This is a genomic window from Rhizobium sp. PP-CC-3G-465 (assembly GCF_004343445.1).
Taxonomy (GTDB): Bacteria; Pseudomonadota; Alphaproteobacteria; order Rhizobiales; family Rhizobiaceae; genus Ferranicluibacter; species Ferranicluibacter rubi.
This window is the reverse complement of sequence record NZ_SLYH01000016.1, coordinates 26,921-46,234: the sequence shown is the minus strand read 5'-3', so window position 1 is coordinate 46,234 and position 19,314 is coordinate 26,921. Positions and strand designations below refer to the sequence as shown.

The following is a 19,314-nucleotide window of genomic DNA, read 5'->3' as shown; positions in this document are numbered from 1 at the left end:
CGGCAGCTTGTGTTTCGTGACGTAGGCCGCGACAATCCGGGCGGTCAGCGTGATGACCGGATCATCACCGGGCGGGTTGTCGAGCATTTTGTTCTCCTCAGCCAACGGGCTAGCTGCTTCGATACCGCTTTCAGCGTCGCAAAGACAAGGGCCGCAACGAGCCAGCGGCTAGGCACTCGCCTCTCGGCGTACCGAGAAATATGCCGAATGCATTCATTGCGACGGAACGTTCAAACTCCAGTGCTCCACATCCGCACTATCGAGGTAACGGCCCAGTGAGCGCAGGTGAGCAACAATCTCCCGCCGCAGATAATCCCGATCGCCAAATTTTTCGTTGATTGCCTGAAGCTGAGGGGCTGCGATTTCGTAATCTTCGTCCGACAGGTCGGCATCTCCGATCGTGTAAATATCATCGCCGCAGGCGCAGATATCACAACCTGTCTGAATGACCGCATCGACAAACGCCGGAATTTCACTCGCCTGCATCATGCGCAGCATTGGTTTGCTGGTCACGCTCTGCTCTCCGGCTATTCCTAACTCCGGCTTAGAGGATCACGGTTGCCTGTTGAAAGCAACCTTTGGATATGGTGCGGACGTCGCTCTGAACCTTTTGGAAGCCGTATGTCGATCTGATGATCGCAGCGATGTTTATGGCCAGATTATGCAAGAATGGCCCGATTATGAAAGCGCGCCGAGCCCGGATACTCTTATGAATAGCTGCTCGCTTTCGCAAGCGGGCCCGTGCTGCGTCGAAACAGTGCGGAGCGTCGTCATCCCTAACGTTGAAATAGGGGTGACGACGCTGATTGACCTTCTCGTGTGAACACCGACCGAAAGGTTCGCGCCGACTAACGAACCGCTGGACGGAACCCGCCGCCTGTGTGATTGTTGTAACAATAATCAAGATGGGGAATGGGATTATGAAGCTGGCGCGACCACACGGAGGACGGCGCGGCAATGCCGGGCGGCCACGCGCACCGGAAACCAAGGTGGTGCGGCTTCCCGTGCCTTTGGCGGATCTGGCTCGGCGGCTTGCCGATTGCGGCATTCGTGCCGGCGACATCAACGCCTTCATCGATGTCGAGGGCGTCCGTGCGCAGACCGTGCCCCTGATGTCGACCAGTGCCGCCTGCGGCTTCCCCTCCCCGGCCGACGACTACATAGACCGGCCGCTCGACTTCAACGAGCTGATCATCGAGAACCCGGCGGCCACGTTCGCGGTGCGCGCCTCCGGCGACGGCATGACCGGCGCCGGCATCTTCCCCGGCGACATCGCGGTGGTGAACCGCGCCCGTAACGCCGTGTCCGGCTGCATCGTGCTGGCACTGGTCGACGGCGAGTTCACGATCAAGCGCTACCTGGTGCGCGAGCATTGTATCCTGCTGCACGCGGAAAACCCCGCCTATTCCGACATCGTCATCAGCGAGGGCCGCGAGTTCGAGGTGTGGGGCGTGATCACGCGCTCGATCCGCATGTTCTAGGCATGCCCCCGCCCATTGCCCTGGTGGACTACAACAACTTCTACGCCTCGTGCGAGAGGGTGTTCCAGCCGAAACTGCGTGGCCGCCCGGTGGTGGTCCTGTCCAACAACGACGGCTGCGTGATCGCACGTTCGAATGAGGCCAAGGCGCTTGGCATCGCCATGGGCGCGCCCTGGCACCTCAACCGCGAAACATTCGAGCGGGAGGGCGTGATCGTGCGCTCCAGCAACTACACCCTCTACGGCGACATGAGCGGGCGCGTCATGCGCATCCTCGGCGGGTTCGTGCCCGACATCGAGATCTACTCGATCGACGAGGCATTCCTGAACCTCGCCGGGCTGGAAGACCGCATGGACAGGCAGATGCGCGAGGCGCGGGCCGCCGTGCTGCAGTGCACCGGGATCCCGGTCTCCGTGGGCATTGCGCCTACCAAGACACTGGCCAAGGTTGCCAACCGGCTGGCAAAGAAGACGCCGGAGAGCGGAGGGGTGCTGGCGCTGATGACGGAGGCCGAGCAGACCGCCGCCCTGACCGGCCTCAAGCTCAACGACCTGTGGGGGCTGGCCTACCGTATGGAGGCGCGGTTACGTGACATTGGCGTGACGACACCAGTCCAGCTGCGTGACATGGACCCGAAATGGATCCGGTCCCATTTCAGCGTGGTCATGGAGCGCATGGTGCTGGAGTTGCAGGGGATCTCCTGCATGGCACTGGAACTGGAGGCTGCAGACCGCCAGACTACCATGGCGTCGCGATCGTTCGGCCGACCGGTGGTCACTCTCACCGACATGCAGGAGGCGGTGGCGACCTACATCAGTCGCGCAGCCGAGAAAATGCGACGCGAGGGGCTGGTGACCCCTGCCCTGCAGGTGTTCGTTACCACCAACCGGTTCCGCGAGCAGGACAAGCAATACACCGGACAGCATACCGTGCACCTGCCGGTGGCGATGTCGGATACCACGCGGCTGATCCGTGCAGCGCTGCACGGTCTCGCTCGGATCTGGCAGCCGGGGTTCAGCTACAAGAAGGCGGGCGTGGTGTGCCTCGACCTGCACAGGGCGGAGGCCGTACAGGGTACGCTGTTCCATGCGCCAGTCCGGAGCGGGTGCAACTGATGGCATAGCTGGACGCTCTCAACAAGCGTTATGGGCGGGGCACGGTGGGATTTGCGGCGGGAGGACTAAAGCGGACGTGGGCGCTCCGGAGTGACCAGCGATCTCCGGCTTACACAACTCGATGGAATGAACTTCTGGCGGTTTGAAGCAGTGCCTTGATACAGTCACGGCTATGTGGCTTCACCGTGGGGAGAATGATTTAAGACAGTATCAATGATCAATTTGAGGGCGGTAATTGCGAAACAACGCTCTTTTGGACGACCTCTAGTCGTCCTCTTTTATTCTCGCAGAATTAACTTGGTGTGCTCTGAAGCCAAGATCTAAAAGCCTTGCCAATGCGTCAGGTCTTTTCTCGTCTGACTTTTTCCCTATGCCCAATGCCTCCCAAGGCAAACCAACTGCATCGCAAACGTTCAGGAATAAAACCGTTGAATCTACCTGAAGTTGTGTCTCGGGATGCTCTTCGTCAGCACTTGGAGCAGTAATCTCCCAGCAGGAGTCTGGGTCCGAGCCAGCCGGGACGTATGCTGTTTTGTTCTGGACAAGCGGGATCCCGTACTTCTCTACAAACAGCGATGCCTCTTCAAGATCGACATATGGCACCCTTCGCCAAAAATTGTTGATCTGAACTTTGAAAAACAAGTTCCAAGGGAGCCCCTCTGCTTCCATGAGGGCTTTCTTGCGTCGGAAGATTTCCAGAATTATTGAATATGTTTGCGATAGATCAACGAGATAAAAGCCGGTTATTTTGGTTTCATAGCATTTCCTCAGAAATTTCTTGTTATGCTCATATCCCTTTAGATAGAGCATTGCTTCTGGTAGGTCTGATATCCACCGACTACTCAATGGAAGTACGACCTCACTCGTACAATCGTTGTAATACCTCCAAGAATGCAACGTACGAGTTGGAATATTGTCTTGGACATGTCGCGCCATGAAGCCGTTACGAGTCGTAAAGACATTATCAAAGGTAACACCTCCATGAGCTTTATCTCCCATGAATGCTGAAAAAGAGGAAAAATCTAGTTTAGTAGATATCTCCTTCTCGTCCCATGGATCAGGAAAGAACAAGATTCGCAGGGAACTTACCTCAGCTTCTGACTTGGCTAGCTTCGGCTTTCGTTTAACGAATTTTGAGAAATTACTGCGCCGGGTCTTGCCTCGCTCCCATAGTAGATCAAGAAAATGCCGGTCGGTTTCTGGTCGTGGCTCCGATGAGTCAGCGACACGCCGATAGATTGCACCAGTACCATGAACGTATGGAGCATTGCTGCCAGATGGCACTCCAACCACAATAACCGCATGTGTTTCAGGTAGCAGTGCTGAGGTGGCGTCTCCAAAAATAACTTTTGTTTCAAAATGAGGTGATGGTGAGACTAGAGAACTAGCAGCCTGCCGAATCGCATCTTCTGCTTTGGCTACTTCCGCAACTGGAATACCTTGCAACGCTCCCATAACTCTGCGCCCATCGTCGCTTTCTTTAATACCGTAGAAAAGCCACCCTCCATAAGTATTTGCGAACGCACTAATTGATTTTGCTATTGAGCGCCCATTTGGAATTTCTTGCTTATATTCTATATACCATCCTTCCGGGATGTTCCTCAAGGTTTCAAGGTCTTCAAGTTCAATCAAGCCTATCTGTTTTTTAAAAGGGTTATAATTGTACAAGCTTTCCTCCAAAAATGCTGGGAAGCGAGATCCAACCATAGGGCACGGCCACAGAAGACCCAAGCATCTAGAATGGGAGATCGTCTTATGCACTGGTTTCTTCACGACCCAGCAGCACCAATTACTCACCGTTTCTGATTAGCATCAATGACCGGGCTTGAGTCTTCAAAACCTGCACAGTATGAGATCAACTAAGCTCGCGGGTGCTACACAAATTTCAGCCGGGGTGTGTCTCCAAATGTAAACCGCGAGTGCAATACTAATTATTGTCGCAATTCCTGTAAAAACTCCAAATACAGCCATTCTAGTATTGATAATTGACAGCCGGTCGTTCCGATCTTCGGCCTCACGACGTTTCGTATCCAATCTTTCCTTTTCGAGCTCAGCTTCATGCAATGCATATTGAGCTGAATCCCTTTCAAACTTTATCGTCTCTTGTTGAAATCTAGCACTGACTTCAGCTTCCAAGAAATTTCTGTAGCGATTCACAAGTAAGTCGAAATATGTACCGTAGATCGTTTCATAATTTACGAATCTTTTCGTTTCATCAGCTCTGGTTTCTTCAATGAGATCATAGCAAGCGACGATATCTTTGCAAAATAAAGGGTATTCAATGAAGTATTCAGTGATTCTAGCGCGACCAATTCTTTGGTCGGCTTCCGACGTAACCTTTAAAAAATACTTTACAAGCGCATCAACAATATCATGCTCAGCATTTTTCAGGTATTGATCGGCAATAACCAAGCGACGTTGGATAGAGCGTTTCTGGGCGGGCGCCATAGCAGCGGTCGCTGTAAAGTACGAACTGACGACAAATAGCTGCCTACCTGCATATCGCAACTCGTTAATCGCAGCTATTGCAACTGAATCCTGTACACGCTCGGCCTTCTTTAAAAGGCGTTCAATGCGTCTCCAGCGCTCATTGAGCTGAATAATTTCGTCGTGAACTATTTCGTTGAAAGGGCGCATACAAAAAAAGGCCGCACAAAGCGGCCTCCTCTAAATGGGTTAATTGATCAGTGGTGCGGGTTCAGCTCAGCCAAACCTTCCTCAACGTCTCTTTTGGTAACGAAGGCATTTTGCTGGATAGCAACGTTGCCTCTGGTATACCGTACAGCTTGTTCGCGACCTGCTAATTCATGGTCACGCATAACAGCCTTTCTGGTGTCGTCACGAGAAGGCGGCACTGGCTTTTCTAAAAATTTAGACATGATGGCTCCTTGTGAACCTTACAGGTGTATATCATACACCCCTAAAGTTCAATCACATTGATTTCGTTCTCACGAACAAGAGAACCAAATCCACTGAAGGAGGATACGGAATTGAAAAGCTTGTTTACCGTCGTAAGCCGTATTGGCACGCCGTTCTCAAGCCTACGCACCGATTTTTCAGAAGGCGCATTCTCGACCTTAGCCAAAAACTCTTTTATTGAGAGTCCTAACTTCGTGCGATGCTCCCTTAGGTTGGGGTAGAGGCCCAACTGCTCCTTCTTCTTTGGCGGCATTTTCTCTCTAATCCAATTAGTAGTGCTTATTTATGAATTTTCAACTTTGGCGCAACGGACAGATGTGGTCATACAGGGTCATTATTGGAAATGTCCAGAAAACTCCAGAATTTACTGGTCCTTTCCGGATTTTTCTAGCCAGGATCAGCCTAATCAGTATGCGATTTATGTATACCTCAATCGCAGTAGGACTTTCGCACTTCGCTAAATTGTGTTTGACGACTTAAATCGCAGCAGGCATTATCGAAGCACTTAAAACGAAGTGAAAGCCTGTCCTATGTTCATTCGCGCCTATCTCCGTGCCAGCACTAAGGAGCAGGACGCGACCCGTGCCCACGACGAGCTGCGCGCGTTCGCCGCCGCGCGGGACTGGAAGATTGCCGCGAGCTATATCGAGAACGAGAGCGGTGCGACCCTCAAGCGTCCGGAGCTGTTCCGTCTCCTGTCCGACTGCCAGGTAGGCGACGTGCTGCTGGTGGAGCAGGTGGATCGGCTCAGCCGCTTGTCGGCCGACGACTGGGATCGGCTCAAGCAGGAGATCCACAGCCGCCGCGTCCGCGTCGTGGCCCTCGACCTGCCGACCTCGTGGGGGATGGTCTTGGCCGATCGCGACGACATTCACAACCGGATGCTCGATGCCATCAATGGCATGATGCTGGACATGCTCGCGGCGATCGCGCGCAAGGACTACGACACACGCCGTCACCGCCAGAAACAGGGCATTGCTACTGCCAAGGCGGCAGGCGCTTACAAAGGGCGGCGCGAGGACGCCGAGCGCAATAGGGCAATAATGGCAATGCTGCGCAACGGTACGACTTGGACGATCATCCAGAATGCCACCGGTTGCTCAAGCTCGACTGTTCACCGGCTCGCCAAACGGTTGAAAGCTAGGCTTTAGAGGACGTTTCCTACTGCCGTCCAATGCATCTGATTGGCCGAAGCTCGCCGAGGTGGAATGCTTTGAGTGATGTGATACCTGTCTCGACTTGATGTCGAAGGCAAAAGGAACGGCATATGTCCTCCTGCTATTGAGGATAATATCGAAGATTCCTTCTCAGTTCTGATTTTAAAAACTCCTCATGATCAACCCTAAACGCCTCTATCCGCTGTAAGGCGGATTGTTGCGCAGGTCCTACCCATAGGTATGGATGCATAAGGAGTTGCAGAGCGGTCCCCTTCAGAACTGCGTCATGAGCCAAAGGATGGCCGTGTGACCAATTGCCTGCACCATCGCTAACATAACCTATTCTCTGAAAAAATTTTGGAGCGTAGACGTGTTCTCGCTCGGCAAATAGACCGGGCATCCCCAAGAGCTCTGGACGGGCTCCTGGACGGTGAAATGCTGTAAAACGAACGGCCTCGCCTAATATATCTTCCAAAACGCTACATTCTTTGCGGGCGGCAGCATCCCATATTTTCATGGACCCGGGATAATTTGTGACATCAAAATGTAATCCAATCTCATGACCTTGGCGGCTCAATATTTGTAAGTTCTCACGTGCAGAGCGGGTGAACACGTTATAAAATTCGGACCCAACTAGGACAAAAACGGTTGCTGAACATCCCTGCTCTTCATCTAAAGCTCCAATGCGGGCTGCATAATCTAAGGAGAAATCAACATCATGTCGAATAATTACGTGTTTATCATTATCGACTACAGCGTCAAAATTTACAAATTGATATCCAATGCATTTAAAAGAACGCAATATGTTCGTATAATTGACCGGACAAAAATCTGTTAATTCAAGACTCATTAGTTCAGTGCCTTATGATGAACACGATACTATCAATTAATATCTGTCAGCTGTTATTATAATGTGTTATATTTTATAATACACAAACATCTCTGAGAGACATAAACATTTTCAAATGGTCTATGACCCGCATCTGCCCTCCGGCGAGATGTTGGGGCACGGAGCATAATATGCACGCAAGTTTACACGAAAGGCGAATTAAATTTGCTTTAAATCGTTATAAATCAGAACTTTATAACAAAGACAATATCAGTCTATCCCTCGTAAAAAGAGCAATTCGAAAAGGTGTTGACCTGAAAATTACTCCGTATGATGGGGTGACCCCGCTAATGCTCGCAGCTTATAGGGGGGACTGCAAGCTGATAAGGTTCTTATTAGGCTATGGGATTGACGTGAACGCCAGAGATAAGCAGGGAGCTAATGCTGCGATCTATGCAGGTCGCAGCTTCTCGTTAACGGCCGCGTCTCTACTAAAATCCGTAAACTGCGACTTTACCGTAATTGACGTATCAGGAATGTGCGGTGATTGTTACTTTAAGAATATCGATATCTAGATAAGTAGGGCCGCATCAGCGGCCCTACTTATCTAGAAGTATCCCTCCACCGCTAGAAAATGTCCTCGACTTCGATTTCAAGAGCTCCATAATATCATTATGTCTGAATGATAGTGTTCCCAGCGTATTTTGAGCTATGCTAGGCTCAGTCCTAGCGTAACCGGACATATTATTATCTGATTCCACATTGAATATGTAGTTCGATAAAAGTGAGCGATTATCGGAATCTCTGTCAACAAGATTGTCATCGGTACTTGTTCTTAAATTTGAGAAATTCAATAGATAGTATGCTGTCAATACAGGCGATCTCCTCATTATTAGTCGAGTCGCTGCTATGGGGCTTGATTCATCTCCAGCTACATGCGCTACGCCTAAATTCAAACCTTGGAGTATTCTACCTTCATTATAGTGGAAAATCTGGCGTACGGGTTCTCTTTCCCGTTCCCCATATATATCGAGATATGAGTTTCCTTCTTTAGTGCGATACAAATTAACGCCGCCCTTCCAATCGGACCTACGGCCAAGCAGTAAGCAGCATGTATTTAATCCTTCTCGCAGATCGTAGTGTATAACGGTCAATGATGATCTGAGTTCTTCAGTAGATGGAGTATCTTGATCATCATGAAATTCAGTATTATTGGCAATTTTTATTGTCTGCCAAATACCGAAATGTGATTTATCCTGCGGGTATAGATCTCGAACAATGCCAAAAAACTGGTTCGAATGTAAATCCTGAATATTCAGTTTTTTTTCGATCTCAGCAATGCTTGGCTTGGTATCAGGAAATATCAGTTTCCAAGCAACAGTAGCGATGACGGCGTCGTATCCAAAGGGCATTTTGGAAAAATCACTGCGTTCAAACAGTGCTCTTATTGTTGAACGACTTGTCCCAGTCGTAAGAGACTTTCCCCAAAGACCATTTGCAGAAAGCGATATGGCCTCATTAGAGAGATGCTCAACAAGCGTATCTTTTTCATTTAAAATATATTTTATTTTTGATCTAAGGTTTTCAAACGGTTTCCAGTTGGCCATAAGGCGTCCTTTACGGCATGACGCAAATGGATCGCAGAATTCTCAGAAATATGCAAATTTCTAGATTTTTTAGTTTTCCTGTTTTTTTACATGTTGAGGTGGTTCCTCGTAATTCCAATTTTACTGAGATAATATAAATTGTTATAAAATTAGGTACAGTATATTATAATACTTTGGTATTTACCTTTATGTGCAATACAATATGATCCTTTTTCAGAAAGGAGATATTAATTATGAGTTTAGAAAAAATTCGGACAGCATCGGACCCAGATCTGAAATGGGAGCATCTTCCGTTTGAGTGTTATCTGGTTTTTGCAGAAATCGCTTTTAGTCAAAAAAACGCTCAAGAAAAAAAAGTGGAAGAACGTGAACTTCGCCATGATGAGGGCGATGCGTAGAAGACGCCATCAGGTTGACGATTACCGAATGAAATTGCACAACTAACAAGATTGCAATTATCAAGAAAATGAGCATAGCGATCACCATGTAATGGTCAGTTCGGGGTATTCCGTCGACACCTGAGGGCGGCACGCGTCCTGCTCGATGTACGTGGGCCGCCATGTATAATGGAACTGCTCGCTGTCGAGCCATTGTTCCAGTGTCTCGGCGGCCTCGGTGTCGGAAAGATCGAACGGAAATTCCTGGACAATGCGGAACTGTCGGAAACCTTTGAAGGCTACCTCATCGATCGCGGTCGCGACCAACGATGGTTTGAAAATCCGGTTGGCATAGTCGGTGCGGATCCTGGTCGCCATAAGGAAATTGCCTTCGGCGCGCTTCATCGGAACGCACTCCCCAGATAGGTATCGGTAATCTTCAGCCGACAGTGTCCGAGTTCCGCGGAAATCCGGCGACGAGCCGTGCGGTCGCGTTCGCGCTCTTCCCCTGTCATGTCCTTCCAGCTTTTGCCGCCGGCAAGCGGGCAGGATGTTCCGGTCAGCACCTGATACCGCTGTTGCGCATAAGCATGGCGGAAGCCATGGGTATTACGGAGATCCACCTTCAGCGTATGATACTCGAAACGCTTCAGCTGTTCGATATAGGTGAGATGGTCTGGGATCATCGAGCTTTTGCCCTTGATGAGCGCGGCGACATGCTCGAGTGCCTGCCGCTGCTGCAAGGTGGTGATCGGCACGGTGCGTGCGCGTCCCCCCTTCGTCCAACTGGCCTGCAGTGTTATGTGGTCGCTGCGGATCGCGGTTTGCGGCTGGAACTTCAGGGCTTCTTCGCGGCGCAGACCGAAAGTGACCTGCAGGATGATCGAAGCCCGGATATAAGGACATTCGATCGCTTGAAACTTCTTGTGATCGAGGGATTTAGCGCGGTTGCGGATCGTGTCGCCACGTTCGCCAACGCCATAATGACGGTTGTCGCGGTGGATAACGCTCGCCTTGCCGGTCTTCTCGGCCCACCAGCGAAGCCAGGTGAGCCGGTTACGGATGCTGGCATCCGTCTTGTCATCGTTCAGCCATTTCTCGACGAGGGCATCAGCGTGCTTCGGCTTAAGGGAGCCGGCAGTGGGAAGCCGGTAGCCGAGATCGGCGAGTTCCTCGGCCATTGCGGTGAGACCGCGCTGGCGGTTTTTCTGGGTGCCATAAGAGCCGTCCCGGTTCCGACGGCACAGCCGAACCAGGTCCATGGTGAGATCGTCCATCTTGCTCAAGTCCATTTTGCGGTGAGTGTTGATGGCCGATGCCTGTCCGTAGATCAGGTCACCCCGCGAAGATCATTCGCGGCCGAGGCCGGAATATCTGACTATGTCTCCTCTGCGGTAAGAGCCGCCCGAGCCAGCTTGGGAGCTGGCCTGTTTGGTTTGCCCTGCTGGGCGGCCGGCACCTTCATAAGAAGATGCCGGCAAATGGCGCCGCCTTGGCGGCGCACGGATGTCGTGGTTGTGCATACTGCACTCCTTTTCAATGGGAAAACGGTTGGTGAGATGGATCAGGTCTTTGGTGACCTGTTGGGATACTGGACGGAGGCTCGCCGGTTTGGCTAGTCGATTGCCTCCAAAATGACGCTTTAAGCGAAGCGAAGCGGTCGCTTCATTTCGGTGTCATGTGGTGTCGTTTGCGGGAAAGCCGCTTCCACGGTGGATGCCGCCGGGTCCGTCACTCCCCAATGGGATTGGCGAGTGACGGCCCTTCCGCCGTCCGCGCGGTCGGACGATATTCGTCCGACCTCACCCGCTCCGGCTTTGCGCCAGCGAACGTTCCTCCGCCCCCGCCCGGGATCCATCGGCGAAATACGGCGGTTGTAACCGGCCTACGCCGCCCCGCAAGTCGTGTGCCGCCGCAAGCGGTCTCCCGAGCACAGACTTGCCGGTCGTCGCGACGGCCGGTTCTGTACCGCCATTCGCCGATCGGGATCCCCGTTCGGGCGGGAAGACCTCGCATGCGCGCCGCTATGCGGTTGACGGACGGCTCTCCCGCCTAAGGATCGGCCATGCCAAAAAAGAGAGAACCTTGCGGTTCTCGTGGTTGTCCATTTCCGCCCTTGCGGCTAGGTGCGCCTATAGTATGCGTTCCAGGCGAGACCGATGTCGAAGAACGACCACTCGCGCCGGCGACCATAGGCCGGACTGGGACGGCTGAAGCACTCGTTGAGTGCCGTTTCCCGCTGAAACTTCATGAACCAGGCGGTCGACTTCGGCTTGCCCCGCGGCGTGGGTTCAATCTGGCGGATGATGCCGCTGTGGGCCCACTGCTCGTGTGGGGCAGGCACGGCGGTCGGATCGGCCAGATAGGCCCGGAGTTTTTGCAAGGTTGCCTCTTCGGGGCTCTGGCTCAGGCGGGCCTCAAGTTCCCGTACCGCCATGGCTGCTCCCTCGCGGGCGGCGTCCGTTAGCATGTCGCGCAGTTGCGCTTCGGACAGCACGAGGGCTCGCAGTGCTTCCATGGGCTGTGACTTTCATTGATGGAAATGGGTGCGGATATGATCACCGCAACTCATTGCCCCACAACCCGAAAATGACGTCAAGCCGTTATCCGGATGCGGTTTGTTGAATTCTTCACCGTTAGTATCCGCAATCCCCCTACCCGCCGCTCCTACGCCCGCGCGGCCGGTGAGTTCCTGTCACCATACGCTGGAGGAATACCTGGACGACCACCTAGAGGCCGGTGGATTACGGTATCAGCCGCCTAGCCCTTTTTCCAGACGATCGGCCGGGGCACGGGCCAACTAATCGGGGAGCCCCCTGCCCCAGGCGAATGTCTATGCGATGATCCAGCGGCGAGCCGAAGCGGCCCGAATCGATACAGCTATGTGCTGTCATACGTTCCGGGCCACCGTCATCACGGCCTATTTTAAGAACGGCGTAACACTGGAAAAGGCCGCGCACATGGCCAACCATAGCTCGAACCGCACACCCCAGCTCTATGACCGCCGCAGTGACGACGTCAGCTTGGACGAAATTGAGCGAATCCTGATTTAAGAGGGAATGGCGTGGCGCTGGATCATTTCGTAGTGCCAATTCACCTGAAGAATTTTTATGCGCCGGATCTACGTGCTTGCATGTATGCGACGCGCAAGACTGATCTTAAGTTACCCTTACGACGCCTTCAGCCAGTGCTGTATCGACGACGGCAGCACCAATCCCTACCTTCAAGAACCGCGCATCGTCGAAGGCTTTTTAAGGGATCTCGTGCCTTCTCCTGAAATCATTTTTTGAACTGCCGCCCGCTTACGAAATCGCATAGACTCGTGCATATATTTTAGCAAAAATCGCTTTTGTTTAATCAGTGAGGCAGAGATTTAGATGGACGAGACACAGAAGGCATTGGCGGATAGGTTGTTTCCTGCCGTTAAGCCACCGGAAGAGCTCGAGCTTAGAAACATCCCGCCTGAGCAGCGACGTTTGCACACCGAAACAGCCGACCTTACCGTGTCATCCATTTACCAGTATCTTGCGAACGGAAAGTTAAAGATCCCTGAGTTCCAGCGCGGGTACGTGTGGACCAGGATGCAGGCTTCTCGATTGCTTGAGTCCTTGATTATTCAGTGCCCGATCCCGGTTGTATACTTTAGTCAAGATACCAATAACGACTTGATGGTAATTGACGGAAATCAGCGGCTTCTTAGTATAAAATTGTTTATGAACGATGCCTTTCAGCTGGAAGGGCTGACAACTTATCCCGAACTGAATGGCCAAAGCTGGTCTACCTTAGATCCGCGATTTCGAGATCATATTCTTAATCGAACACTTCGCTGTATTACGATTCTCAGAGACACCCATCCTCAAATTAAGTTTGACGTTTTTGAGCGACTAAACACTGGCTCTGTTCAGCTCAATTCACAAGAACTCCGCCATGGAATAAACTTCGGATATCTTATTGAGCAGCTTGATGAGCTTACGAAAAATGAAAAGTGGAAGAAAGCGGTTGGGATCCGGGTTGATAAACGGATGAAGGGAGCCGAGCTGGTTTTAAGATTTTTTGCTCTTCGATACTCGAGAGCAAACTACACGAAGCCGCTCTCAAGCTTCCTCGACCAATTTAGTAGCACGCATAAAGCTGCTGCGCCCGCTACCGTAACAGTATGGTCAGAAGATTTCACCTCAACCGTCGATCGTGCCGAGCATGCTCTCGGCAAGCTAACATTTCGATTGTTCGAAGAAGACCTCAACACCGTTACGGCTTTCAATTCCGCGCTGTATGACGCAGAGATGATAGCGTTTTCGGAAACAAATAATCAAATTATAATTGATAAAAGATATGACCCAATTGAATTAAGATCTAAGATTGCCATTTTACTTAAGGATGAGCGTTTCTCTAATAGTATAAAGCGGGCGACCAGTGACGAAACATCAGTAGCTTATAGGATATCTACGTTTAAGAACTTCTTGGATGGCTACACGAATGGTATATAGACGAAGTTCTCATCGACTTGATTTTGAGGAGCGAGCCATTTTAGTGCTGGCAAACTGCCAAAAGGTAAAGCAACTGGGTACTGAATATCGAGAAGTCAGAGACATGGTGTACCAGTGTGCCATCTTTCAGACATGCGCAGCTTTGGAAACATATCTAAAGCTACTTATTGAGAGCTGGGCGCAGGAAATCCGGACGCAGGCGCTTCATGCGCATCTTCCCGAAAACACGCGCGGGTATTTAGCGGCAAAGAAATTCGAACGTCATTTTAATAAGTATTACAACGGTGGGGAGGAGAGAGCTCTTAGTACTGGAATTGCGAGTGAGTATAAAAACTGGCCTGTTCTGGATTCGAGCTCGACACTGCCTCATTATTTTAATGGGGAACTCCTGTATAAGGAGACAACTTATCCTACACTGAAAAACATTAAGCGGCTGTTCGGTCGTGCCGGCCTCGACGGAATTGAAGATAAACTCTGCAGACTGCTACGACGGGATGTTGATGCCATGATAGAGGGCTTTCAAAGCTTTCGAACTGCCCTTGCGCATTCGGCTCCCCCTGACATTACGATGAAGGACGTGCGACGGCTTCTATCTGATATGGGGAAATTGACAGGCGCGATCGACAGGGCTTTTTATAGCCATGTTATCAGGCATGGTGGAGCAACTTGTTGGAATTCTCGCCCTTGACGAGGCGCCCCTGACGTAGAACGTTGGTATGTTTTGGACAACGATCACCCCATATAAATCCGGGCTTTCTGAGTCTAAAATTCGCACCGGTTCGATTGGGGCAAGGGCTGATGTGCTTATCGTGCCATTTCGCCCCCAACCGGAATGGGCCCCGTTGCCGCTACTGGATTTCTTCGGTGCGGCGATCGGCATGGAGGTGCGGGACGTTTACGTGCAGAACCGCTGTCTGTAGGTGCGCCTCCGTGAAAAGGGCGGCAAGCTGCACGAGATACCCTGTCATCATACGCTGGAGGAATACCTGGACGCTTACATTGAGGCGGGTGGCTTGCGGGAACAGTTGCGCAGTCCGTTGTTCCAGACGATCGGCCGAGGCACCGGCCAGCTATCGGGAAGCCACCTGTCCAAGGCAAAATGTCTATGCGATGATCCAGCGCCGGGCTGGAGCGGCCGGGATAGATACGGCGGTGTGCTGCCACACCTTCCGCGCCACCGACATCACCGCTTATCTCAAGAATGGTGGCACGTTGGAAAAGGCCGCGCACATGGCCAACCACGCCTCGACCAGGACGACGCAGCTCTACGACCGACGCAGCGATGACGTGAGCCTGGACGAGGTGGAACGGATATTGATTTAAGCGGATCGGATAGCAGCGAGAACGTCATCCACGAGCTCTATGACATCCTGATGTGTCTGGTTCTTGAACACAATCCGCGTGCCGGTTGGCAGCAGGCCTTGGAGCGGGCCGGAAGATGGGACAGGTGCAAAATGCACGATCTCCTCAATCTTGATGGCGATCAGACTATCATCCGGACGGGTCAGAAGCACAAAATCCATGATCTTTCCCTAAAAAATTAGTAGCTTCATTTTGTATATTTTCTCTGTAATAAAAACTATGTTTTGTTCTCAACAGGGGAATGCTACATGGATGACAAAAACTTATTGGATACTTGGAAGGCAAGGGAAACAAAGCTTCTTGGCTATGTAAATGGCGCTATGGAGTATTACGCTGAGACTACGCGATGGTGCCGTTATGCGCAGCGCGGCCTTTCGATAACTGTCATGGTTTGTGCCGCATTGGCGCCTGTCGCAGTGGTATCAAGCAGCGGAAACGGATTAGGGGCACTGGGTTTACACGAGCCCGAGATAAAAATATTGGCGCTCATTATTACGATCTTACTTGCCATTGCAGACGGCTTGCGCCGGATTTTTCGGTATGATCAACGTTGGGCGACCTGTTACATTGCGAGGGAGACGCTGAAGCGTGCCCGCGAAAATTATCGCATCACGGTGATTGGCCTTGAGGTCGGGAGCGATGACTGGAAGAAAAACTATGAAGATCTCCGCGCTACCTACGAAAGTGTAATCGATCGGGAAACGCAAGAGTTTTTTGATACCGTTCGCACCGACTACACCACCACTCTTCCCAAGAAAATTTGATTGATGAATGGCTGATCATATTAAGGAGAACGCCTGTTGCAGGGCCGTAATAACTTCGAACTTAGCGCCTCCATCGCATCGAGAGACATCTACCGGCTCTTTCTGGCGTTCGCGGGCGACGAACGGATCTTTAACCTGGCCGGAGAGGATCATGCCGATCCTCTCCGAAAAATGCGGGATGGTTTCTTCGTTGATGAAATTACGCATCTGCTAATTGGCACAGCGATCGCCAACTGGATCCAGCTGGAGCATACCGAGGGGCTGCGGTCAGCATCAGATCCAGCTCTCAACGTCACAAGCGTCTCGTGCGGAGAACTGACGCCAGATGTAACAAACGATGAGGCCTCATTGCCTCTGACATTCAAAGAGGCATGCAACAAGATCGTTCACGCCATCCACATTGTTCCAGATTGCAGCGATCCGGCAGAAAATCCTCTGACGAGCGAGGTTAAGCTACGCGGCCATAAAGGCAAAAAGGCTTGGGTTGTGTACCTCAATATTCCGCAGTATGTCAGAGCTTCGGTGATGAATTTCAGGATATACAATCCGCATGAACGGTCCCTCTCCCATCATCCAAACCGGCCCTGCCCTGCACTTGCCGGGCGCGATCGGCGGCTGACTTCCTGTAAGCTCTGGAAAGATTGCCTTGGAAACATCAGGGTACGCTCTTACGCAGTAACTCCTCGACCTCTTCCGGCTTCACCAGCGCCTTGTTCAGTCCATCGCCAGCATAAAAAGTCTCGCCGCGCCGAACCCGGCGGTGCGAGCCCATGCAATCGGCAAGCACCGGGAACGAAGCCCATTCCTTGGCGAGTTCCAGACCAAACTCTGTAATTGATCGCTCGGCTGCGAGGAATTTTGTTATCCCGCGCCGACGCAGAAGAGCATACCCCAATCTGTCCTGCAGCCCTGAGGTGAAAAGCTCGCTGCCGGTCAACTTTTCCATCTTGGTCAAATCGATCAATGTATTGGTCATAAATTGGTATTTGCCACAGGCCGGCGATCCGAACCGTCGGCTCCAGCTAGGTCCCGCCTTGATGATTTCCGACACCGTCATCTCCGTAAGCGCCTTCGGAAGTTCGTGCTGCCGGTGCGCAAAGACTGCTTCATAATCGCCATTCGCTTCCACCTGACCAATTTGGTCCAGCAGCAAATGAGCGATCGGGGGGATAAGACCTTGCTGAGGCTGTGCGGGCTTAACGTCATCGTCATTCAGCAAATATGCCCAGGTCAGTGGACCGACAATGCCATCGCTGCGCAAACCATGGGCGAACTGGAAGCGGCGGACGCGAGCCTCGGTCGTGGGGCCAAACTTTCCATCAACGGTGATCTCCAGGAGTTCCTGAACCTTTTCTACATCCTGACCGCGGGCATAACGCTTGAGTGTGGGTCTGCCTGATGCGGTATCGAATGCCGGCGTGCTCGGGCGGGTCGTTCCACGCAGCTCCATGATATCTTCGACTGCTGATCGAAAAATATCCATGTTGAAGAGTGGGTCAGGCTTTCTGCCGGGTGCGTATTCTCGATGCGCGCAACACATGTCAGGCCCGGCACCGATATGCCTAAGGATCGCTGCGACGCCCCGGCGGTAGGCGTCCATCTGCCAATCCGGGTAGGGTGATGCGCGCATTCCAGCATTCTCTGCCTCAATACCGATGAAACTTGAGTTCCCCGTCTTTATGCCGTTCCACTGGCCCTCACCGGCATGATTGGCGCGTCCGGCGGCAATGATGTAGAAGGTGCCGTCTCGTCCCAGGCCGAGTTGAGACAAGGGGCCGCTGAGCGGGTGCTGACCCTTTCTACCTTCGACCAGCGTCCGAAGAGTCGGCATATTGCCCGCGGTCGCGGTGCCCGTGTGATGACACATGACACCTCGAACGGTACCCATCTCGGCTCGGCCGCGGCTTGTCCAGCCATCGGTTTCTGCAACTTTCAGGCCGGCATCACGGAGAACTTTCGGCAACCATAACAGGGAATACGCCATGCGGCTCACCACCGATCGATTAAAGTCAGGTTGATAGATTAGGGTGTGGGTTCGGGGTCAGGCCGCCTGCTTGGACTCGACGCCGCCCGTCGCCTCCGGCAACTCGATGTCGTCCGTCGCCTCGTCTTCATCCCAGCCGCTGTCGCAGAGGCAAGTATCGTCATGTTCGTGACGATCGGTTGCCTCAGGCTCACCGTAAACGGACGCTTCCACCGTTGCCTTGCCGAGCGGGTTACGTTCATTGACAGAAGCTTTAGCTTCAGCGGCACCGGCCGTTTCGGCTGCAACACTTGCCTGCGTCCGATTCGACGTTGCGGTTGTCAGGCGTGCCTCAACTTGATTGGTGAGCAGGTCACCAACAAGGCGTTCCGAAAAGCCTGCCAGGAAACCGACGACGACTAGGAAGTAAGGCTCGATGTTCGCTGTTGAGGCCGCGCCTACCTCAAGGGTTACAATCTTGCTACGGAACAAAGAGAACAGCACGATAGCTGAAATCGCCCCTATAAGTATCCTTAAAAACGCATCGATGAAGTTATCGCGCAGTTTTAGATCGGAGCGAACCGTCCGATTGCTAGTCATGGTCGCAATTGAAAAGAATGCGCCGAGGCAGCCGAGCGTTGAAGCCTTCCAGATCTCGTATTTTGCTATAAAAGCCGGAAAACCGCTGAGGTGGAGACCACCGAGTAAGATAAAAACAATGGAAGCGGCAATGGCTGCGAAGACAACATACTCCGCGCGACCTGTGGACATTCTCTCGTCGAGAATTTCCGCTTTGATACCTTGGAGCAAAACCTCGGCGCTCGCCTGATCGCCCTGAAGGGCAACAACGAGTGCGTCTGCGGTGCGTCGGTCATAGCGCCGCGCGCGCGCTTTCAGCTTGTCGCGGCGCCAACTCCCGAATAGTGTATCGAGACCGTTTCGCCAGCCGTCGATAAGTCCGTGGATCTCGCCGCGTAACGGCGCCAGATGAGCAAGGGCCAAGCGTTGCTCGGTCGCGAGTTTCGGGTCGTCTGCATACTGGATCGCAAGGCGTGCCTGATTGGCATAAATAGCATACGTTTCATCGGCCACATGGTAGATGGCTTCGATGCTCAAGCCGCTTTTATCGATCGCTTTAAGCTTTATATCGGCTACGGTGAAGCTGGTCATTGCGCATCCCCCTGCTCTTTGCAATGCATAGGAAAAATAACCACAACGATACTCATCGAGAAATGACATCTCGAAGACAAACG

Annotated in this window: 26 protein-coding genes; 12 read left to right on the top strand and 14 right to left on the bottom strand. The window is 52.2% G+C overall.

The window, feature by feature from the left end; translation table 11 throughout:
• Positions 1-213 precede the first annotated feature (213 nt).
• Complete coding sequence (locus C8J33_RS24305; RefSeq protein ID WP_422039035.1) at positions 214-513, bottom strand: hypothetical protein; 300 nt, start codon at positions 511-513, stop codon at positions 214-216.
• A gap of 407 nt (positions 514-920) precedes the next feature.
• Between C8J33_RS24305 and C8J33_RS24300 the strand changes: the two genes are divergently transcribed.
• Genes C8J33_RS24300 through C8J33_RS27690 form a run of 3 tightly spaced genes read left to right on the top strand, consistent with a single transcriptional unit; the run spans position 921 to position 2,742 of the window.
• The gene (locus tag C8J33_RS24300; protein ID WP_245507275.1) at positions 921-1,481 is read left to right on the top strand and encodes a LexA family protein; all 561 of its coding nucleotides are present in this window, start codon (positions 921-923) and stop codon (positions 1,479-1,481) included.
• Between the two features lie 2 nt (positions 1,482-1,483).
• A complete protein-coding gene (locus C8J33_RS24295) occupies positions 1,484-2,596 on the top strand; it encodes a Y-family DNA polymerase (RefSeq protein ID WP_245507274.1) in 1,113 nt (370 codons plus the stop codon).
• Positions 2,597-2,640: 44 nt separating this feature from the next.
• Positions 2,641-2,742, top strand: a complete 102-nt coding sequence (locus C8J33_RS27690; RefSeq protein WP_245507273.1) for a DUF4113 domain-containing protein — start codon at positions 2,641-2,643, stop codon at positions 2,740-2,742.
• Between the two features lie 118 nt (positions 2,743-2,860).
• Here C8J33_RS27690 and C8J33_RS24290 read toward each other — a convergent pair whose 3' ends face one another.
• The 4 genes from C8J33_RS24290 to C8J33_RS24275 form a co-directional block, all read right to left on the bottom strand.
• The gene (locus tag C8J33_RS24290) at positions 2,861-4,264 is read right to left on the bottom strand and encodes a helix-turn-helix domain-containing protein (protein WP_132665666.1); all 1,404 of its coding nucleotides are present in this window, start codon (positions 4,262-4,264) and stop codon (positions 2,861-2,863) included.
• Between the two features lie 165 nt (positions 4,265-4,429).
• Complete coding sequence (locus C8J33_RS24285) at positions 4,430-5,233, bottom strand: hypothetical protein (protein ID WP_132665665.1); 804 nt, start codon at positions 5,231-5,233, stop codon at positions 4,430-4,432.
• A 47-nt stretch (positions 5,234-5,280) separates the two neighbouring features.
• A complete protein-coding gene (locus tag C8J33_RS24280) occupies positions 5,281-5,475 on the bottom strand; it encodes a hypothetical protein (RefSeq protein WP_132665664.1) in 195 nt (64 codons plus the stop codon).
• Between the two features lie 41 nt (positions 5,476-5,516).
• A complete protein-coding gene (locus tag C8J33_RS24275; RefSeq protein WP_132665663.1) occupies positions 5,517-5,768 on the bottom strand; it encodes a hypothetical protein in 252 nt (83 codons plus the stop codon).
• 277 nt (positions 5,769-6,045) lie between these two features.
• Between C8J33_RS24275 and C8J33_RS24270 the strand changes: the two genes are divergently transcribed.
• On the top strand, positions 6,046-6,666 hold the full coding sequence (locus tag C8J33_RS24270; protein WP_132665662.1) for a recombinase family protein: 621 nt from the start codon (positions 6,046-6,048) through the stop codon (positions 6,664-6,666).
• Positions 6,667-6,793: 127 nt separating this feature from the next.
• On the opposite strand, the gene C8J33_RS24265 is transcribed toward C8J33_RS24270, so the two are convergent.
• Complete coding sequence (locus C8J33_RS24265; RefSeq protein WP_132665661.1) at positions 6,794-7,522, bottom strand: hypothetical protein; 729 nt, start codon at positions 7,520-7,522, stop codon at positions 6,794-6,796.
• Positions 7,523-7,644: 122 nt separating this feature from the next.
• Between C8J33_RS24265 and C8J33_RS27975 the strand changes: the two genes are divergently transcribed.
• Positions 7,645-8,076 carry an ankyrin repeat domain-containing protein gene (locus tag C8J33_RS27975; protein ID WP_132665660.1) on the top strand — a complete coding sequence of 144 codons (432 nt, stop codon included), beginning with the start codon at positions 7,645-7,647 and terminating at the stop codon, positions 8,074-8,076.
• A gap of 24 nt (positions 8,077-8,100) precedes the next feature.
• Here C8J33_RS27975 and C8J33_RS24255 read toward each other — a convergent pair whose 3' ends face one another.
• The gene (locus C8J33_RS24255) at positions 8,101-9,108 is read right to left on the bottom strand and encodes a hypothetical protein (protein ID WP_132665659.1); all 1,008 of its coding nucleotides are present in this window, start codon (positions 9,106-9,108) and stop codon (positions 8,101-8,103) included.
• A gap of 233 nt (positions 9,109-9,341) precedes the next feature.
• Here C8J33_RS24255 and C8J33_RS27195 point away from each other — a divergent pair, with 233 nt between their 5' ends.
• The gene (locus tag C8J33_RS27195; RefSeq protein WP_165929882.1) at positions 9,342-9,506 is read left to right on the top strand and encodes a hypothetical protein; all 165 of its coding nucleotides are present in this window, start codon (positions 9,342-9,344) and stop codon (positions 9,504-9,506) included.
• 81 nt (positions 9,507-9,587) lie between these two features.
• Here the strand turns inward: C8J33_RS27195 and C8J33_RS24250 are convergent, their stop codons facing one another.
• From C8J33_RS24250 to C8J33_RS24240, 3 genes are all read right to left on the bottom strand, one after another.
• Positions 9,588-9,890 (bottom strand): hypothetical protein, encoded by a 303-nt coding sequence (locus C8J33_RS24250; protein ID WP_132665658.1) that lies wholly within the window; start codon positions 9,888-9,890, stop codon positions 9,588-9,590.
• Positions 9,887-10,762 (bottom strand): phage integrase N-terminal domain-containing protein, encoded by an 876-nt coding sequence (locus C8J33_RS24245; protein WP_132665657.1) that lies wholly within the window; start codon positions 10,760-10,762, stop codon positions 9,887-9,889. Before C8J33_RS24245 ends, C8J33_RS24250 begins: the two co-directional genes overlap by 4 nt.
• 845 nt (positions 10,763-11,607) lie before the next feature.
• Positions 11,608-12,003: a hypothetical protein gene (locus C8J33_RS24240; RefSeq protein WP_132665656.1), complete on the bottom strand. Its 396-nt coding sequence runs from the start codon at positions 12,001-12,003 to the stop codon at positions 11,608-11,610.
• A gap of 298 nt (positions 12,004-12,301) precedes the next feature.
• Between C8J33_RS24240 and C8J33_RS27970 the strand changes: the two genes are divergently transcribed.
• From C8J33_RS27970 to C8J33_RS27375, 5 genes are all read left to right on the top strand, one after another.
• Positions 12,302-12,538: a hypothetical protein gene (locus C8J33_RS27970; protein WP_422039037.1), complete on the top strand. Its 237-nt coding sequence runs from the start codon at positions 12,302-12,304 to the stop codon at positions 12,536-12,538.
• Between the two features lie 57 nt (positions 12,539-12,595).
• Positions 12,596-12,775 (top strand): hypothetical protein, encoded by a 180-nt coding sequence (locus C8J33_RS27185; RefSeq protein ID WP_165929881.1) that lies wholly within the window; start codon positions 12,596-12,598, stop codon positions 12,773-12,775.
• Between the two features lie 87 nt (positions 12,776-12,862).
• A complete protein-coding gene (locus tag C8J33_RS24230; protein ID WP_132665654.1) occupies positions 12,863-13,972 on the top strand; it encodes a GmrSD restriction endonuclease domain-containing protein in 1,110 nt (369 codons plus the stop codon).
• Positions 13,962-14,660, top strand: coding sequence for a hypothetical protein (locus C8J33_RS24225; protein ID WP_132665653.1), 699 nt, complete (start codon positions 13,962-13,964; stop codon positions 14,658-14,660). The genes C8J33_RS24230 and C8J33_RS24225 overlap by 11 nt, the downstream gene beginning before the upstream one ends.
• Positions 14,661-15,082: 422 nt before the next feature.
• A complete protein-coding gene (locus C8J33_RS27375; protein ID WP_207904060.1) occupies positions 15,083-15,295 on the top strand; it encodes a hypothetical protein in 213 nt (70 codons plus the stop codon).
• Here C8J33_RS27375 and C8J33_RS24215 read toward each other — a convergent pair.
• The gene (locus tag C8J33_RS24215; RefSeq protein WP_132665652.1) at positions 15,292-15,495 is read right to left on the bottom strand and encodes a hypothetical protein; all 204 of its coding nucleotides are present in this window, start codon (positions 15,493-15,495) and stop codon (positions 15,292-15,294) included. The genes C8J33_RS27375 and C8J33_RS24215 overlap by 4 nt on opposite strands.
• Before the next feature lie 87 nt (positions 15,496-15,582).
• Between C8J33_RS24215 and C8J33_RS24210 the strand changes: the two genes are divergently transcribed.
• A complete protein-coding gene (locus C8J33_RS24210; protein ID WP_132665651.1) occupies positions 15,583-16,098 on the top strand; it encodes a DUF4231 domain-containing protein in 516 nt (171 codons plus the stop codon).
• A 15-nt stretch (positions 16,099-16,113) separates the two neighbouring features.
• On the opposite strand, the gene C8J33_RS24205 is transcribed toward C8J33_RS24210, so the two are convergent.
• From C8J33_RS24205 to C8J33_RS24195, 3 genes are all read right to left on the bottom strand, one after another.
• A complete protein-coding gene (locus C8J33_RS24205; RefSeq protein ID WP_132665650.1) occupies positions 16,114-16,305 on the bottom strand; it encodes a hypothetical protein in 192 nt (63 codons plus the stop codon).
• A gap of 448 nt (positions 16,306-16,753) precedes the next feature.
• A complete protein-coding gene (locus C8J33_RS24200) occupies positions 16,754-18,082 on the bottom strand; it encodes an N-acetylmuramoyl-L-alanine amidase (RefSeq protein WP_132665649.1) in 1,329 nt (442 codons plus the stop codon).
• Between the two features lie 57 nt (positions 18,083-18,139).
• Positions 18,140-19,231, bottom strand: coding sequence for a hypothetical protein (locus C8J33_RS24195; protein ID WP_132665648.1), 1,092 nt, complete (start codon positions 19,229-19,231; stop codon positions 18,140-18,142).
• Positions 19,232-19,314 lie beyond the last annotated feature (83 nt).